17 protein-coding genes are annotated in these 16,021 nt (G+C 58.0%); 16 read left to right on the top strand and 1 reads right to left on the bottom strand.

Translation table 11 applies throughout. From position 1 onward, the window contains the following. Positions 1 to 77 precede the first annotated feature (77 nt). The 8 genes from lafB to lafU all read left to right on the top strand — a co-directional run bounded on the left by lafB (position 78) and on the right by lafU (position 6,416). Positions 78 to 1,364 (top strand): lateral flagellar capping protein LafB, encoded by a 1,287-nt coding sequence (gene lafB / locus ACW5XD_RS10905; RefSeq protein ID WP_456494906.1) that lies wholly within the window; start codon positions 78 to 80, stop codon positions 1,362 to 1,364. Positions 1,365 to 1,414: 50 nt separating this feature from the next. Beyond that, a complete protein-coding gene (gene lafC, locus ACW5XD_RS10910; protein ID WP_456494907.1) occupies positions 1,415 to 1,807 on the top strand; it encodes a lateral flagellar export chaperone LafC in 393 nt (130 codons plus the stop codon). 124 nt (positions 1,808 to 1,931) lie between these two features. Next, positions 1,932 to 2,270, top strand: a complete 339-nt coding sequence (locus ACW5XD_RS10915; protein WP_456494908.1) for a LafX — start codon at positions 1,932 to 1,934, stop codon at positions 2,268 to 2,270. Beyond that, positions 2,261 to 3,346, top strand: coding sequence for a lateral flagellar hook-length control protein LafE (gene lafE / locus ACW5XD_RS10920; protein WP_456494909.1), 1,086 nt, complete (start codon positions 2,261 to 2,263; stop codon positions 3,344 to 3,346). Before ACW5XD_RS10915 ends, lafE begins: the two co-directional genes overlap by 10 nt. A gap of 38 nt (positions 3,347 to 3,384) precedes the next feature. Continuing rightward, on the top strand, positions 3,385 to 3,843 hold the full coding sequence (lafF, locus tag ACW5XD_RS10925; protein WP_456494910.1) for a lateral flagellar basal body-associated protein LafF: 459 nt from the start codon (positions 3,385 to 3,387) through the stop codon (positions 3,841 to 3,843). Positions 3,844 to 3,850: 7 nt separating this feature from the next. After that, a complete protein-coding gene (gene lafS / locus ACW5XD_RS10930; RefSeq protein ID WP_456494911.1) occupies positions 3,851 to 4,564 on the top strand; it encodes a lateral flagellar system RNA polymerase sigma factor LafS in 714 nt (237 codons plus the stop codon). A gap of 47 nt (positions 4,565 to 4,611) precedes the next feature. Beyond that, on the top strand, positions 4,612 to 5,469 hold the full coding sequence (gene lafT / locus ACW5XD_RS10935) for a lateral flagellar motor stator protein LafT (RefSeq protein ID WP_374993763.1): 858 nt from the start codon (positions 4,612 to 4,614) through the stop codon (positions 5,467 to 5,469). Further along, a complete protein-coding gene (lafU, locus tag ACW5XD_RS10940; protein ID WP_456494992.1) occupies positions 5,469 to 6,416 on the top strand; it encodes a lateral flagellar motor protein LafU in 948 nt (315 codons plus the stop codon). The genes lafT and lafU overlap by 1 nt, the downstream gene beginning before the upstream one ends. A gap of 380 nt (positions 6,417 to 6,796) precedes the next feature. Here lafU and ACW5XD_RS10945 read toward each other — a convergent pair whose 3' ends face one another. After that, the gene (locus ACW5XD_RS10945; protein WP_456494993.1) at positions 6,797 to 7,651 is read right to left on the bottom strand and encodes a lytic transglycosylase domain-containing protein; all 855 of its coding nucleotides are present in this window, start codon (positions 7,649 to 7,651) and stop codon (positions 6,797 to 6,799) included. A 257-nt stretch (positions 7,652 to 7,908) separates the two neighbouring features. Between ACW5XD_RS10945 and ACW5XD_RS10950 the strand changes: the two genes are divergently transcribed. The 8 genes from ACW5XD_RS10950 to mraY all read left to right on the top strand — a co-directional run bounded on the left by ACW5XD_RS10950 (position 7,909) and on the right by mraY (position 16,019). Beyond that, a complete protein-coding gene (locus ACW5XD_RS10950; protein ID WP_456494912.1) occupies positions 7,909 to 8,205 on the top strand; it encodes a hypothetical protein in 297 nt (98 codons plus the stop codon). Positions 8,206 to 8,444: 239 nt separating this feature from the next. Further along, positions 8,445 to 8,903: a division/cell wall cluster transcriptional repressor MraZ gene (mraZ, locus tag ACW5XD_RS10955; protein WP_043139962.1), complete on the top strand. Its 459-nt coding sequence runs from the start codon at positions 8,445 to 8,447 to the stop codon at positions 8,901 to 8,903. Next, on the top strand, positions 8,904 to 9,842 hold the full coding sequence (gene rsmH, locus ACW5XD_RS10960; protein WP_043139960.1) for a 16S rRNA (cytosine(1402)-N(4))-methyltransferase RsmH: 939 nt from the start codon (positions 8,904 to 8,906) through the stop codon (positions 9,840 to 9,842). Between the two features lie 3 nt (positions 9,843 to 9,845). Next, complete coding sequence (gene ftsL, locus ACW5XD_RS10965) at positions 9,846 to 10,160, top strand: cell division protein FtsL (RefSeq protein ID WP_456494913.1); 315 nt, start codon at positions 9,846 to 9,848, stop codon at positions 10,158 to 10,160. Then, on the top strand, positions 10,157 to 11,908 hold the full coding sequence (locus ACW5XD_RS10970; protein ID WP_456494914.1) for a penicillin-binding transpeptidase domain-containing protein: 1,752 nt from the start codon (positions 10,157 to 10,159) through the stop codon (positions 11,906 to 11,908). The genes ftsL and ACW5XD_RS10970 overlap by 4 nt, the downstream gene beginning before the upstream one ends. Before the next feature lie 198 nt (positions 11,909 to 12,106). Further along, on the top strand, positions 12,107 to 13,591 hold the full coding sequence (murE, locus tag ACW5XD_RS10975) for a UDP-N-acetylmuramoyl-L-alanyl-D-glutamate--2,6-diaminopimelate ligase (RefSeq protein WP_456494915.1): 1,485 nt from the start codon (positions 12,107 to 12,109) through the stop codon (positions 13,589 to 13,591). Continuing rightward, positions 13,588 to 14,943, top strand: coding sequence for a UDP-N-acetylmuramoyl-tripeptide--D-alanyl-D-alanine ligase (gene murF / locus ACW5XD_RS10980; protein ID WP_456494916.1), 1,356 nt, complete (start codon positions 13,588 to 13,590; stop codon positions 14,941 to 14,943). Before murE ends, murF begins: the two co-directional genes overlap by 4 nt. After that, the gene (gene mraY / locus ACW5XD_RS10985; RefSeq protein WP_319918954.1) at positions 14,937 to 16,019 is read left to right on the top strand and encodes a phospho-N-acetylmuramoyl-pentapeptide-transferase; all 1,083 of its coding nucleotides are present in this window, start codon (positions 14,937 to 14,939) and stop codon (positions 16,017 to 16,019) included. Before murF ends, mraY begins: the two co-directional genes overlap by 7 nt. Positions 16,020 to 16,021: the final 2 nt, after the last annotated feature.

Consider the following 16,021-nt stretch of genomic DNA (forward strand, 5'->3'; position numbering starts at 1 on the left):
CTTGCCGGTTGCAAAGTTCTGGCACAACAGAGTTTTGCAACAAGCAAGTCTTGCCGTGATATTGAAGGAGTTGATATATGAAGGTCGATCCCGCTTCTGCCGCGATGCAAATGGTGACCAATGAGCGCAAGAATATGGATAAGCTGCTGAAAGGGCAGCTAGCCAATGTCAAGGCGCAGCAGAGTTCACTGGCCTCCATCAACTCCAAGCTCTCCAGCTTCCAGACTCAGCTGAAAGATCTGAACAAGCCGGCGGCTTTGCAGGCGCAGAAAGCCAGCCTGTCACAGGATGGCATCATGACGGTGACCAGCGATGGCAAGGCGACCCCCGGTCAATATAACTTTCAGGTCAATCAACTGGCGCAAGCGCATCAGTTCGGGGTGCAACTCGCAGATGAAAAGGCACTCCTACCCACATCTGGTAAGGTTTCCTTTACTGTCGGCGGCAAGGCATTTGCTGTCGATCTGGCCACATTGCCTGCTGGCGCTACCGCGCGTGAGTTGGTGTCTGCCATCAATGATGCGGCCGATAATCCAGGGGTTAAAGCGAGTCTCATTCGCTCGGATGGCAAGGTCAACCTGGTGTTAACCAGCAAAGAGAGTGGCGCAGACAAGGTTTTTACCCCCATTTATGATGGCGACGCTACCTCCGAATTCGGCAAGGCTTTTGTCGGCGGAAAGGTGATCACCCCGGGTCAGGACTCCATCATCAAGATGGGAGTGGGCACAGGCGCGCTGGAGATTAAATCGCCGACCAACAAGATTGAAAACGTGGTGGAAGGGTTGACGCTTGAGTTGACCAAGGTACAAAAGCCCGGTGATGGCCCTATGCAGGTGACGGTGGCTTATGACAACGAAGCCGTAACCGGTTCGCTAAAAAAATTTGTTGATAGCTACAACGAGTTGCTGGATCTGCTGAATAAAGAGACATCAACAGACCCCAAGGCAAAAGGCGTACTGGCATCGGATACGACCGTACGTGGCCTGAAAGGATCGCTTGCCAATGCGGTCCGCAACCTGCCAGCAGGCATGACGCTGAGTCAGCTTGGTATCAAGACCGATAAGTCGGGCAAGTTGGCGTTTAGCGACTCGGATTTCAAGAAATCGATCGAGAAAGATCCAGAACTGCTGGGTAAGGCCCTGATGGGCGATGATGGCTTGCTCAAGCGGATGAGCAAGGTGCTTGATCCGTTCTCCAAGACCAACGGTATGATGGCAACACGCAAGAGCACACTGGAAGCCAATCAAAAGCGACTCGATGTTAAAATGGAGTCGCTGGATAAACGGATGGAGTCTGTTTACACGCGTTACCTCAATCAATTCACCACCATGAATCAGATGATGCAGACCATGGGGGCATTGTGACAATATGCCTGCCATTTTCTGTCCCTTCCGTTGATCAAAAGTGAGCTTCCATGTTTGAACATCAAGATGGCTATGATGCCTATCGATTTGCCGCCACCGACGCCAAGGCCGCGAGCGCCGATCCCCATCAGCTGGTGCTGATGCTGATAGATGGTCTGCTCGATGAGATGGCCAGGGCGGAGGGCCATATTCTGGCCAAGCAGTTTGAGCGCAAGGGGCAGGCTGTCAACAAATGTCTGCAAATTCTGGGGGGGCTCGACAGTGCTCTGGACATGGCGAAGGGCGGGGAGCTTGCCGCCAACCTGCATCGCCTCTACGACTACTGTGGCCAGCGGTTGTTCGAGATCAGCGTGGCCAACGACGTAGCCGGGTTTGCCGAGGTACGTCGCATTCTGCTGGAGTTGAAAGAGGGTTGGGAAGCGATGGCACGCCATCCTCGCTAGGGCGGAAGTTATCCTTCCCCTGTTCTAGCCCGCTATCGCCATCATTATCTGACATCCCTCAATTCCATATCTGGCCCGCTCCTTGCTTGTTGGCAAGGTCGTCTTATTTATAGGGGCCATTATCATGTCGATGACCGGATCTAAGCTGCTTGGCGCGGAACAAGAGACTCGCCAGCGTCAGCTGCTGGGGTTGGGTCGCCTGATCTTGCAACAGGCGCGTGCTGGCCAATGGGACGCTGTGCGGCTGACCGATAGCCGATTGGCTCAACTCATTCAACACATCCTAAAGCAACCGGACTTGTGGTTCTCATTGAAACCCGCCCGTGAACAGGTGCGCAACTGGCATCAGGAGGCCTTGCTGTTATGTCAGCAAGAAACGGCACTGCGCAAGCAGGAATGGCACGATCTGTCCCGGCAACGGGAGGGGCTGCAGGCTTATGGTGAGGTACAAGAGTGGGCATGATCCAGTTTGCCGGCGTCGATAGCTTAGCTAACCTCGAATCGACCGGGTTCAACCGCCTCGCCCGTCAGCCTGACGAGCAAGGCGAAATGTACCACCCCCTGGACCTTGCGTTCACAGAAGAACTCACGGCGTTGCCAGCAGAGGGTGTTGACGACGCTGAGGTTGACACTGATGTGGTTGATGCGGCGCCAGAAGCTGCGACTGAACAATTGGAGTCTTTCACCAACATGCCACCCGTCTTCATCCTGAATGATGAAGTAACGAGGCTATCCGCTGCGCGACTTGCTCAACCTGATGCAGTGATGAACAGCGGGAAGGAAGGGGGCGCAGTGCATGATCGTGCCCCCGCCATATCGGCGGCATTGCGTTCATTGTCGGCCTATGGGCGGCCGGAGACGGAACGGGGCCATGTTGTTGAGCAGGCCCCGTTGGGCAAGGATAAACCTGCGTTCTCCGTGACCGATTTATCCCGAATGATGGTGGGGCAGCAAGCTGCCCAGAGCGGCGATCTGCCATTACGCGACAAACTGATAGCAAGTTTGCAACCCTTGCTGGGCGGTGAGGTGCCAGCAGAGCATGAGTCTGGGGTATCCGAGCTCAAGGGGTTGGTGGGAAACCTGTTGTCATCGCCTGTTTCCAGGCCGGCGGAGTATCAATGGGCCCCCGCCAAGTTGGCCGATAACCCTGCGCAGTGGGGCCAGCAACTGGTCGATGTGTTGAAGGACAAGGTCGAGCTCCAGGTCAATCAACAGATCAAGCAAGCACATATCCGTCTTGACCCACCCGAGTTGGGCCGGCTTGAATTGACCGTTCGGATCGATGGTGATCGTCTCAACGTTCAGCTCAACGTAACCAATCCGGCGGTGCGAGATGCATTGATCCAGTCAATGGAGCGACTGCGAATGAGCCTGGCACCTCACCATGCCGGTGGTGTCGAGGTCAATGTCGGTCAGGGAAGCGAGCAGGGGCAGCAGGAAAAATGGCAGCAGCAAATTATGGCTGGCAGGCGGCAGTGGCAAGAGGAGCTCGAGCCAACGGATGGCACCATGCGGGACTGGCTGAATACCCTGGTCTGATTTTTATTACCCGGCAATAGCGAGAGTGATTTCATATTATGCGGCGTGTCATGAAGTGGTTGATGGTGGTCGTGATGGCCCTGTGTCTATTAGCCGTGCTGGCCTATGGCGTTTATCTGAAGCGTGATCTGGTCGCCGTGTGGCTGGGACTGGCTGAGCCAAAACCCGAATTGAGTGCGACCCCGTTGTTCAAGCCAATGGAGCGTTTTGTCATCAGTCTGGAAGGGGGGGCCGAGTCTCATTATCTCGTACTGGAGTTGGCGCTGGTAACCCATAACCCCAAGCAATTAGAGACGCTCAATGAGCTGACTCCGCTTATCCGCAATGCGATGGTGCAGTATTTCAGTCATCGCACGCACGATGATGTGAAAAAAGAGCTGCAGAACATCACAGTATTGCAAGGCTCCCTGCTCGGCAAACTGGTGATGACACTGCAGGGCTACGGCTACAAGACCTATCTGGATGAAGTGCTGATCACCAAGGTATTGGTGCAATAACACCGACATGATGGATGCCGACTGGGATACACCGCCTGAGTTTGCCACTTCCCCCTCTCGCACGGGGGAGCAGGCAATATTGACTCGTTATCTGCCGTTAGTGAAACGGGCGGCCAGCCACCTGCGCAGTCAGGTCTCCGCCAGCTTCGATCAGGAGGATATGGAGCAGGTTGGCATGATGGGGCTGCTGGAGGCTTGGCGTCGTTATGACAGCGAACCGGATGCGCAGTTTGAAAGCTACGCCTTCAAGCGGATCCGTGGTGCCATGCTCGATGAGCTCCGGCGCTTGGATTGGCGGCCTCGCCAACTACGCCAGCAGGTGCACAGACACAATCAAGCCCAGCGAGAGTTGTATAACAGCTTGGGGCGATCACCGACCGAGCAGGAATTGGCTACATCCCTAGATTGCACCATAGCGGACGTGCGCCAGCTGGCATATGCCAGTCAAGCCGAAGCGCTGCAGAGCCTGGAAGAGTGGCTGGAGAATGGGGGCAAGGCGCTGGCCAGCGAGTCTGATGACGTCGATATGGCCATGACCATCAGCAAGGTGCTCACCTCACTGGACAAGCGAGAGCAACTGCTGCTCGCCCTCTATTACCAGCAAGAGTTGAATATGAAAGAGATCGCGCTGGTGCTGGGTCTGACCGAATCACGGGTCTGCCAATTGCACAAGCAGTGCGTCCTTCAGCTCAAGCAGCGTTTGGTCGACTCCATATATTAATGCTTCACCACTCGTGGTGAGGCTCCTTGAATTCTGCGGGAGCGTTCATGCAAAAACAGATAGGTCTTGGCGTCATTTTCATTTGTGTGCTGGGTGGTTTCATGATGGCGGGCGGTAAACCGATCGCCTTGTGGCAGCCCGCCGAGCTGATCATCATCATAGGTGCCGCGGTCGGCTCCATGTTTCTGGGTAACTCGAAAGAGGTGATGCATGAGATGTGGCATCAGATGAAGCAGTGCTTCAAATCCAACAAGAATGAAAAGGAGATCTATCGTGAGCTGCTGACCTTGATGCACCAATTGCTGGAGGAGACCCGCAATAAGGGCATGAAAGCGCTCGATGAGCATATCGAGAACCCACAGCAGAGCTCCGTATTCTTGATGTATCCCCAGATATCGGAAGATCCTCAACTGCTCGGTTTCATCATCGATAACTTGCGTTTGCTGGGTATGGGTAAGATCACGCCTCATGAGCTGGATACCATGCTGGAGCAGGAGATCATGGCGATTGAAGAAGACATGCTCAAACCGGCACACGCCCTGCACAAGACGGGTGAGGCCTGTCCGGGTTTCGGTATTCTGGCTGCGGTGATGGGGATTATCATCACAATGCAGCAGCTGGATGGCCCCTTGAGCAATATCGGCGTGCATGTCGCGGCCGCGTTAGTGGGAACCTTCATCGGCATCTTCCTCTGCTACTGCTTGCTGGAGCCCATCAGCAACGCCATGGAGGAGATGGTCAAGCGTCGGATAGGGCTGCTGATGTGCATCAAATCTATTCTGATCGCCCAGCTTCGTGGCAAGACCCCGCTCATCTCGGTTGATTCAGGCCGCAAGATGCTGGAGCCTGACGTTAAACCCAGCTTCCTTGAATTGGAAGAATGGGTGACGAACAGGGCCATGTAATGCGCAACCACGAACAGATCATCATCAAACGTCAGCAACGACGTAACAGTGCGCCCAAGGGCGGTGGAGCCTGGAAAGTGGCTTTTGCCGACTTCACCCTGGCGATGATGGCATTTTTCATGGTGCTATGGATCCTGGCTGTCTCAAGTCAGGAAGAGCGTGAGGTCGTCGCCAGCCGCCTGCGTGACTACAGCATCATGGACAGCGAAGCAAACCCGTTCGATATCCGCAATAGCCCCTACCCGGTGGATCTGGGAGGCAACCCATCCGTGCTGGAAGAGCTCAGTCCCAAGTTTGTCGAGGAAGGGCAGCGGATGCCAAAGCATATGGAGCGGAATCGCAGCATCTTTTCTGATGGGGCCAGCGGCGGTTACGAAAACCTACTGGTGGGGAAAATTGAAGGTGAGGCACAGATGAAGCAACTGGCCGGGTTCATTGGCTCGCTGGCCGATCAGATGCAAGCCAAGAACAACCTTGAGCTGCAACTGGTACCACAAGGCTTGAGGATCCTCATTCGTGATGATGATAAGCGCGAGATGTACAGCCGTGGTAGTGCCCGGATCAGCCCCTTTTTCCGGCATATGCTGATGGCGTTGGCTCCCATATTTCAGCGAGTCGAAAACCGGGTTATGATCTCGGGCCACACCGATAGCACCCCCTTTGCAGGTGACAACTACAGCAACTGGGAGCTTTCGTCTGATCGTGCCATGATGGCAAGGCGAGTCTTGCTTGCCGGAGGCATGCCCCCGGAACGGGTGGGGCAGGTCGTGGCCATGTCAGATACCATGCTGGAGAATACAGCCGATCCACGAGGCAGCCAAAACCGCCGCATCGAGCTGCTGGTGATGACAAGCCAGGCGGAAAAAAATCTGGAACAGTTATTCAGTGCGCAAACGCAAACTGCAGTGAAGCAAGCCAAGGACGACACTTCTCATGGGCAACCTTGAAATGGACCTGCCGGGATCGGATACGCTGAGTGATCCTCGTCGTAAGGTCCCCCGCTGGTATCTGCATGATGGCAATACTCCGCTGGAGTCACAAAGTTGTGGTATTGCTGCCCGCCTCATGGTGTCGGGTCTTCTGTTCGATAAGCGTATAGGCCGGGCTGTGATCAAGGATATAGGACCGGGAGGCGTTGGTTTTCTGGCCCCTGCGCGTTTTATCCTGCCCGAAATTGTCAGTCTGTCGCTCTCCCCGTGTATTGTGCTGGCTTGCCAAATCACCCATCGACGTTCGATTGGCCAATACCTGAGCTTCTATGGCGCTCGTTGGTCAGATCCAGAATCAGTAGACCTGTCGCCAGTGCTCAGTCATTGGCGACATTGTTTCATGGTGTCAGGAGGGGTCGCTTCGTCTCCAGTTCCAGTGGATCCGTTAACGACTCCAGTCTGATAGCGCCACGACTCATATCCAAACCCCTTGCTGCTTGCAGCAGCAAGGGGTCGTGCAAGCTTTCCAATGAAATGGCTTTTTGCAGCAGGGTCTGCCCCTTTTTGGTGACAGGGATAGGGGCTTTTCCACGGCTATAGACGATGGGACAGTTGGTTAATCCGGGGGCGTTGGCTAGCTGCCAGGCAGGATTCCAGCTGCTGGCCTCATTCATAGCCACCCCTTTTGCCATTGCCCAATCCAGCAATGAGCAGCCATCCGGCTGCCGTATCACCTGCAAATTTTCCCCTTCTTGCCAAGATGGCAATACGAATTGGTATTGTTCCGCACGATCCAGTAGTTGAGATAGTGCAATGAACCGGGCCACATATAGCCGCGTTTCTGTCGGGAGCGATAGCTCCCACACATTGCGACTACCTGCATCGAGTACAGCCTTCAGCACCCGCCCCTCTCCCGCGTTGTAAGCCGCTAGAGCTAGTAGCCAATCTTGGCCAAAAAATTGATAGAGCCAACTGAGATAGGCAAGTGCTGCATCGGTTGCGAGTGGTAGCGAGTAGCGTCCATCGAAACCCGACATCATGGGAATGGAGAAGCGCGCCGCCGTAGCGGGCATCAACTGCCAAGGTCCGGCAGCTCCTGCTGCAGATACCACATCCAGTCGATAACTGCTCTCAATCAAGGGAAGGAAAGCGAGCATGGCGGGCAGTTTGCGTGCCCGAATCTGTTGTTCTACCCACCGGATCATTGGCTGTGACTGAGTGATCCGTTTCTGCAGATGGTCACGTTGCTGCAGTAGAAACTGAGTCTGTTGAGTGACTAATTCGGCTCCTTTTCCTTTCACAGGGGTAGGAAAACCAGTCTGCCAATGATAGTTATGATAGGAATAACAATAGGGAGAGGTCACTAACAGGGTGCCAACTAGCCAACAGAGTACTCGAGTCATGATTTCAGGGGGATGCAAGGAGAGCTGAACAATAAAAACATGATGTATCTCAACAGTTTTTGACAGTTTTTGTCGACTGTCCATGTGGAATCCAGGACGTGATAAGCATGATAACACGAGTAAAAAAGACCCCGACAGCGGGCAAGGCGATCCAGAAATTTTTACTTTATTTGATCCTCGCCAATTTTGTGTTGATGGGGCTCTATGTCATGCACGCTGGGGAGCTGGCTTTGGGGATGAATCTCCTGCTGACATTTTTGCTGATCATCTACAACCTGCTGCTGTGCCAACTAGTATGCTTGCGGGCACGGCGAGCAGGGGATGACTACATCATCTACCCCGTGATAGGCGTCAGCATCATTCTGTGCGCTGTTGTATTGTACCGTTTCATTATTTCTCCCTGATTATGGTGGTTTATACCCCAGTCCCTAATTAATCGATTTTATTTCTGCACAAATAACTTGTGGAAAATCAACTCATTTAATCGGCGGTGCCCAAACACTGCGTCAATATGTTCCCCATGCCCGATATCCTCGCTTGAAAAGCCCTCAGCACGTCCTTAAACTTCAAGGTGGGGAAAAGTGGATCAAAGTGGTTTTTATCGGGCAATTTGCCCCCTTAACTCATTTTCAGGGACTGCAATTTGTTGCGTGGTGCTCACGCCATCAGCCTGGACAGCAAAGGGCGATTGGCGATTCCGACCAAGTACCGTGATTGGCTGCGCGACGAAAGCGAGGGCCAGCTGGTCTGCACCATAGATATTGCCCATCCCTGCCTGCTGCTTTACCCCCTGAACGAATGGGAAGAGATAGAGCGCAAGCTCAAGATGCTCTCCAGCATGAACCCCGTAGAGCGCCGTCTGCAGCGGCTGTTGCTCGGCCATGCGACCGAATGCGAGCTGGATGGCAATGGCCGTCTGCTGCTGAGCCAGCCACTGCGTAGCCACGCCGGGCTGGACAAGAAGATCATGCTGGTGGGCCAGCTCAACAAGTTTGAGCTGTGGGATGAAGCCCGCTGGCAACAACAGGTCAATGACGACATTCAGGGCCTGCCCGAGGACGACTGGGCAAGCTCGCCACGACTACAGGATTTTTCTTTATAAATGACCCAAGCCGCTGAACACATCACAGTGCTGTTGCACGAAGCCGTTGAAGGGCTGGCCATCAAGCCGGACGGCATCTACGTCGACGGTACTTTTGGCCGGGGTGGTCACTCTCGTCTCATTCTCCAGCACCTTGGCCCGAACGGCCGGCTGATCGCCATCGACCGGGATCCACAGGCCATTGCCGAGGCGGCCAAGATCCAGGATCCCCGTTTCGAAATCGTGCACGGCCCCTTCTCCGGCATTACCACCTATCTGGCCGAGCGCGGTCTGCTGGGCAAGGTCGACGGCTTCCTGCTGGATCTGGGTGTTTCTTCCCCCCAGCTGGATGATGCCGAGCGCGGTTTCAGCTTCATGAAAGACGGCCCGCTCGACATGCGGATGGATCCCACCTCAGGCCAGAGCGCCGCCCAGTGGCTGGCCCGCGCCGATGTGGATGACATCGCTTGGGTATTGAAGACCTTCGGCGAGGAGCGTTTCGCCAAGAAGATTGCCCGCGCCATCGTCCACGATAGGGTAACCGAGCCCTATGTGCGTACCCGTCAGCTGGCGGAGATGATTGCCCGGGTCAATCCGAGCAAGGAGAAGGGCAAACACGCCGCCACTCGCAGCTTCCAGGCCATCCGCATCTATATCAACAGCGAGCTGGACGAGATCGAGACTGCGCTGGACGGTGCCCTGCAGGCGCTGGCTCCCGAGGGGCGCCTCTCCGTCATCAGCTTCCACTCGCTGGAAGATCGGTTGGTGAAGCACTTCATCCGCAAGCACGAGAAAGGCCCCGAGGTACCGCGCGGCATTCCGTTGACCGAGGCCCAGCTGGCGGGCGGCCGCAAATTGAAGTCGGTCGGCAAGGCGCTCAAGCCTTCCGAGCATGAAGTCACCGAAAACAGCCGATCGCGCAGCTCTGTGCTGCGGGTCGCCCAGCGACTGGCGGAGTAAGTCATGAGCGAGGTGCGTGTTCATCTGGCCAAGGAGATCCTCAGCGATCTCTGGCGGCACAAGCTGCAGGTCGTGCTGGCCGTTGCCGTGCTGATCACCGCCTTTGCCGTGATCCTGGTCACCAACATGACCCGTGGCATGACCGCCAAGCAGAACGATCTGATGGCGGAAGAAGATCGGCTCAATATCGAATGGCGTCACCTCCTGCTGGAACAGGGGACGCTGGCCGAGCACTCCCGCGTCGCGAGTCTGGCCATGGATAAATTGCAGATGGCGCGCCCGCTGGTGACCACCGAGAAGGTAATAACACAACCATGAAACGCAAGGCATCTGCCAAGGCCCCACCCAAGGCGAAAGCACCGTCACTCTATCCGTGGCGCTTTCGCACGCTGGTGTTCTTCATCGGCATTGCGTTTGCTGGTTTGATCCTGCGTCTGGCCTGGATTCAGGTGATCGATCCGGATCGGCTGCGCCAGGAAGGGGACATGCGTTCGCTGCGTACCACTGCTACCCAGGCGGTGCGCGGCATGATCACCGACCGCAACGGCGAACAGCTTGCCGTGTCTGTGCCGGTGGAGGCCGTCTGGGCCGATCCCAAGACGGTGCACGAATCCGGCGCCATCCATAACGAGCGCGCCTGGCTGGCGCTCTCCGCCGTGCTCAAGCTCGATATCAACACCCTCAAGCGTCGCATCGCCAACCCAAGCAAACGCTTTGTCTACCTGCAGCGGCAGGTGACGCCTGCGGTAGCGGAATACATCAAGGGTCTCAAGCTGGGCGGCATCTATTTGCGCCCAGAGGCGCGCCGCTTCTATCCAACCGGCGAGATCAGCGCCCATCTGGTGGGGGTCACCAACATTGACGGCAGCGGGATCGAAGGGATAGAGCGCAGCTATAACGAGTGGTTGACCGCGACGCCAGGTGAGATGCGGGTGCGCAAGGATAGGCAGGGGCGGGTCATCGAGCGACTCGGTCTGGTCAAGGAGGGCAAGAATTCCAATGATCTGCAACTGAGCATCGATCAGCGGGTCCAGGCGCTGGCCTACCGCGCCCTCAAAAGAGCTACTGACGAGAACAAGGCGACCTCGGGCTCCATGGTGATGCTGGATGTGAAGACCGGCGAGGTGCTCGCCATGGTCAACACCCCCTCCTACAACCCGAACAACCGCGGTCAGTACCAGAGTTTCCGGGTACGCAACCGGGTCGTGACCGATACCTATGAGCCGGGTTCGACCATCAAGCCCCTGATCCTGTTGAGTGCTCTGCAGGCGGGGGTCACCAGCTGGAAAGACACCATTCCGGGTGGGCCTCTCTATATTGGCGCCAAACAGATTCGTGACGTGAGCATTCACAAGGCGACCAACCTGTACGACATTTTGCGCTACTCCTCCAACATCGGCATGTCGCGCATTGCACTGCGGATGCCGGCGCAGGAGATGATCAACACCCTCAGCATGGTCGGTTTCGGCATGGATACCGGCAGCGGTCTGGTAGGTGAAAGCAGCGGCATGCTGCCCCAGCGCCGGCGCTGGTCCGATATCGAGCGGGCGACTCTGTCGTTCGGCTATGGCCTGCGGGTTACCCCGCTGCAGCTGGCCTCCGCCTACGCCACCCTGGCCAACAAGGGCAAGCGGGTGCCGCTCTCCATCGTCAAGGTGACCACACCGCCCAAGGGTGAGCAGGTCATCGACCACAACAACGCCACCGCCATGTTGCAGGCGCTGGAGTACGTGGTGAGCAATGCCATCCCGAAAGCGCAGATCCCCGGTTACCGGGTTGGCGGCAAGAGTGGCACCGCCAAGGTCGCCGTCGCGGGTGGCTACGGCAAGGATTATATGGCCTGGTTTGCCGGTTTCGCTCCGGCCAGCAACCCCCGTTTCGTCATGGTGGTGGTGATCAACGAGCCCAAGGGTGATGCCTACTACGGTGGTGCCGTTGCGACTCCGCCTTTTGCCGAAGCCATGGGGGGCGTGCTGCAACTCTTCAATATTCGTCCCGATGCGGTACCGCCTGCAGTACCCGCCAAACTCGCCCGTACGGAGGCCCCCCTTGCACCGCGCACCTGACCTGGCCCTCCATCCCATCTGTTCCGGGGCGTATTCCATGCTGTTTCGCGGTGTGAGCATCTGCATTCCTGCCCATACGGAGGCTTCCCATGTTGCACCGCGTACTTGACCTGGCCCTCCATCCCATCTGTTCCGGGGCGTATTCCATGCTGTTTCGCGGTGTGAGCGTCTGCATTCCTGCCCATACGGAGGCTTCCCATGTTGCACCGCGCACTTGATTCATTATTGCGCCCCTTCGGCATCCGAGCCCCGGCGCTCGCCCTCACCGATATCCAGCTGGACAGCCGGCGGGTCGGGCCCGGTTGTCTCTTCGTGGCCATTCGGGGTCACCAGGTGGATGGCAGACGTTTCATGGAACAGGCGGTGGCTCAGGGAGCGACCGCCATCGTGTTTGAGGAGGACGGGGAATTCGTCGCGCCTCAGCTGGCTGTGCCCTGCATAGGTATCCCTAATCTACCCGCCAGACTCTCCGAACTGGCTGGCTACTTCTACCAGCAGCCAGCCAACAGGCTGGAACTGGTCGGCATCACGGGCACCAATGGCAAGAGCACCACTGCGCTGCTGGTCGCCAACTGGCGTACCCTGCTGGGTGGCAGGGCCGGGGTGATGGGCACCATAGGCAATGGCTTGTTCGGTGAGCTGGTTGAAGCCGAAAACACCACCGGCAGTGCCGTGCAGGTGCAGGCCAATCTGGCCGCCCTGCAGCAGCAGGGGGCAGATCTGGTAGCGATGGAGGTTTCCAGCCACGGTCTGGTGCAGCATCGCGTGGCGGCCTTGCCGTTTGCGGCCGCCGTATTCACCAACCTGAGCCGGGATCATCTGGACTATCACGGCACCATGGAGGCCTATGGCGCCGCCAAGGAAGAGCTGTTGAAACTGGTGGACGAACCGTGCGCGGTGCTCAATGCCGACGACAGGTTGGGCCGCCAGTGGCTGGCCGCCTATCCGGCTGCGGTGGCGTTCAGTGTGCACGGCCCGGTGGCCGATCACCCGGGACGACAGCTGACGGCGCAGGATCCCCATTTCCACCAGCAAGGTTTTCGCACGCAGATTAACTCCAGCTGGGGGAATGGTGTATTATCCGCCCCCTTGCTCGGCCGCTTCAACGTCAGCAATGTGCTGGCGGCCATGGGCGCCATGCTGGTACTCGGTTATGACTTTCAGGAGTTGCTGGCAACTGCGCCTCAATTGCAGCCGGTCACCGGTCGCATGGAGTGCTTCGGGGGCGGCAATGCGCCGCTCGCCGTGGTTGATTATGCCCATACCCCGGATGCGCTGGAGAAGGCATTGCAGGCCCTGCGGGTGCACTGTGAAGGCAAGCTCTGGTGTCTGGTGGGTTGTGGTGGCGACCGGGATCGCGGCAAGCGTCCCATGATGGCCGCCATGGCAGAGCAGCATGCGGATCACGTGATCCTGACCGACGACAACCCCCGTACCGAGGAGCCGGCCCAGATCATGGCCGACATGGTGGCGGGCCTTCGCGATCCTGCTGCCGTGCAGATCGAGCACGACAGGGTCAAGGCGATCACCCTGGCCCTCGGTCAGGCGAGCAAACAGGACATCATCCTGGTGGCCGGTAAGGGTCACGAGGATTATCAGATCATTGGAACCGACAAGCGGCACTACAGCGACCGGGAAACCGTCGCGGCCGCCTTGCACACATTATTGGAGTCATTCGCATGATGACCCTCAGGCTTGCCGAGCTGGCGCAGGTACTCGATGCCCGTCTGATCGGTAATGACGGCGAGATCACGGCTGTCAGTACCGACACCCGCACCCTGGGCGCGGGCGCCCTGTTTGTCGCGCTGCGCGGCGAGCGTTTCGACGCCCACGATTTCTGCGCGCAGGCGGTTGCCGCCGGGGCCTCTGCCCTGCTGGTCGAACGGGAACTGCCACTGGCCATTCCCCAGCTGGTGGTCACCGACAGCCTCAAGGGGCTGGGTCGCCTCGGCAGGCTGGTGCGTGAGCGCATCAACCCCAAGGTGCTGGCCATCACCGGCAGCTGCGGCAAGACCACGGTCAAAGAGATGGCCACCGCCATCCTGCGTCACGAAGGCGAGGTGCTGGCCACCGCCGGCAACTTCAACAATGAAGTGGGTGTACCGCTGACCCTGCTACGCCTTGAGCCACAACACAAGTTTGCAGTGATGGAACTGGGTGCCAACCATCCGGGCGAGATCGCCTGGACCACCTCACTGGCCCAGCCCGATGCCGCCATCATCAACAACGTGGCGGCCGCCCACCTGGAGGGCTTCGGCTCGCTGGAAGGGGTGTTCCACGCCAAGAGCGAAATCTTCGAGGGGCTGAGTGACGGTGGCTGCGCCATCGTCAACGCCGACAACGAATTCTGGCCGAAGTGGCAGGCGCGCGGGATCCACTGCGCCTTCTCCATCGAGGATCAGCGTCAGCCGTTCCACGCCAGAAATGTGGTGATCAACCAGCAGGGTTGTGCCGAGTTCGTCATGGTGACCCCGCAGGGCGAAGTGAGCCTGACCCTGGCCATTCCGGGCCGCCACAACGTGGCGAACGCCCTGGCCGCCGCCGCTGGCACGCTGGCGCTCGGCGCCTCGCTCGCCTCGGTCAAGGCCGGGCTCGAGCAGATGGCACCGGTCAAGGGCCGTTTCTGCGTCCAGCGCTGGGGTGGCCTCACCCTGGTGGACGACACCTACAACGCCAGCGTGGAGTCCGTGCTGGCGGGCATCGATGCCCTGACCGCCATGAGCGGCTACAAGGTGCTGGTGTTCGGTGACATGAAGGAGTTGGGTGAGGAGTCCGCCGAGCAACACGCCCGGGTTGGACGCCATGCCCGTGAGCGCGGTCTGGATGCCGTGCTGACAGTAGGGGAACAGAGTCGCCACACCGCAGATGCCGCGGCTGGTCGACATTTCGATAACAAGGCGTCGTTGTTTGAAGTGCTTGCGCAAATGATAAATACACATCAAGAAATTTCGATTCTGGTCAAGGGTGCCCGCGGCTCCCGCATGGAAGATATCGTCAAGATGGTCGTTGACCGTCAGGAGTCGGCCACATGCTAGTCTGGCTGGCGGAACTGCTCACCCCGCACTTCACCTTCTTCAACGTCTTCTCCTACCTGACGTTTCGCGCCATCCTGTCGATCATCACGGGTCTGGTGGTAGCGCTCTGGATGGGGCCGCGCCTCATCCGCCGTCTGCAGATCATGAAGTTCGGTCAGGTGATCCGCAACGACGGTCCCGAGTCTCACCTCAGCAAGAAAGGCACCCCGACAATGGGCGGCCTGATGATCATCGCCGCCATCTTCACCTCTGTGCTGCTCTGGTGCCGCCTCGACAACCCCTATGTGTGGCTGGTGCTGTTCGTGCTCGGAGCTTACGGTGCCATCGGCTTCGCCGATGACTACCTCAAGGTGGTGCGCAAGAATACCGACGGTCTGATCGCCCGCTGGAAGTACTTCTGGCAGTCGGCGGTGGCGCTGGGCGTGGCCGTGTTCCTCTACGCCACGGCCACCCACGACGGTCAGACCCAGCTGGTGGTGCCCTTCCTCAAGGATGTGATGCCGCAGCTCGGCCTGATGTTCATCGTGCTGACCTACTTCGTGATCGTCGGCACCTCCAACGCGGTCAACCTGACCGACGGTCTGGATGGGCTGGCCATCATGCCGACCGTGATGGTGGCGGGGGGCTTCGCCCTGATCGCCTGGGCGACCGGCAACGTCAACTTCGCCAACTACCTGCACATTCCCTACGTGCCCTATACCTCCGAGCTGGTGATCGTCTGTACCGCCATCGTCGGTGCGGGTCTGGGCTTTCTCTGGTTCAACACCTATCCGGCCCAGGTGTTCATGGGGGACGTAGGCTCCCTGGCCCTCGGCGGCGCGCTCGGCACCATAGCCGTGCTGGTGCGTCAGGAGTTCCTGCTGGTGATCATGGGTGGTGTCTTCGTGATGGAGACTGTCTCGGTGATCCTGCAGGTAGGTTCCTACAAGCTGCGCGGCGTGCGGATCTTCCGCATGGCCCCGATCCATCACCATTATGAGAAGAAGGGCTGGCCGGAGCCGCGCGTCATAGTGCGCTTCTGGATCATCACCCTCATGCTGGTGCTGCTCGGACTCGCCACCCTGAAGGTGAGGTAAGC

Source organism: Aeromonas enterica (genome assembly GCF_054052465.1).

What these genes read in the sequence shown, in the direction of transcription:
- ACW5XD_RS10915 (WP_456494908.1), top strand. Translation starts at nt 1,932, where the DNA reads ATGTCGATGACCGGATCTAAGCTGCTTGGCGCGGAACAAGAGACTCGC.
- lafS (WP_456494911.1), top strand. Translation starts at nt 3,851, where the DNA reads ATGATGGATGCCGACTGGGATACACCGCCTGAGTTTGCCACTTCCCCC.
- lafC (WP_456494907.1), top strand. Translation starts at nt 1,415, where the DNA reads ATGTTTGAACATCAAGATGGCTATGATGCCTATCGATTTGCCGCCACC.
- mraY (WP_319918954.1), top strand. Translation starts at nt 14,937, where the DNA reads ATGCTAGTCTGGCTGGCGGAACTGCTCACCCCGCACTTCACCTTCTTC.
- murE (WP_456494915.1), top strand. Translation starts at nt 12,107, where the DNA reads ATGTTGCACCGCGCACTTGATTCATTATTGCGCCCCTTCGGCATCCGA.
- rsmH (WP_043139960.1), top strand. Translation starts at nt 8,904, where the DNA reads ATGACCCAAGCCGCTGAACACATCACAGTGCTGTTGCACGAAGCCGTT.
- lafF (WP_456494910.1), top strand. Translation starts at nt 3,385, where the DNA reads ATGCGGCGTGTCATGAAGTGGTTGATGGTGGTCGTGATGGCCCTGTGT.
- ACW5XD_RS10950 (WP_456494912.1), top strand. Translation starts at nt 7,909, where the DNA reads ATGATAACACGAGTAAAAAAGACCCCGACAGCGGGCAAGGCGATCCAG.
- murF (WP_456494916.1), top strand. Translation starts at nt 13,588, where the DNA reads ATGATGACCCTCAGGCTTGCCGAGCTGGCGCAGGTACTCGATGCCCGT.
- ftsL (WP_456494913.1), top strand. Translation starts at nt 9,846, where the DNA reads ATGAGCGAGGTGCGTGTTCATCTGGCCAAGGAGATCCTCAGCGATCTC.
- lafB (WP_456494906.1), top strand. Translation starts at nt 78, where the DNA reads ATGAAGGTCGATCCCGCTTCTGCCGCGATGCAAATGGTGACCAATGAG.
- lafU (WP_456494992.1), top strand. Translation starts at nt 5,469, where the DNA reads ATGCGCAACCACGAACAGATCATCATCAAACGTCAGCAACGACGTAAC.
- lafT (WP_374993763.1), top strand. Translation starts at nt 4,612, where the DNA reads ATGCAAAAACAGATAGGTCTTGGCGTCATTTTCATTTGTGTGCTGGGT.
- ACW5XD_RS10970 (WP_456494914.1), top strand. Translation starts at nt 10,157, where the DNA reads ATGAAACGCAAGGCATCTGCCAAGGCCCCACCCAAGGCGAAAGCACCG.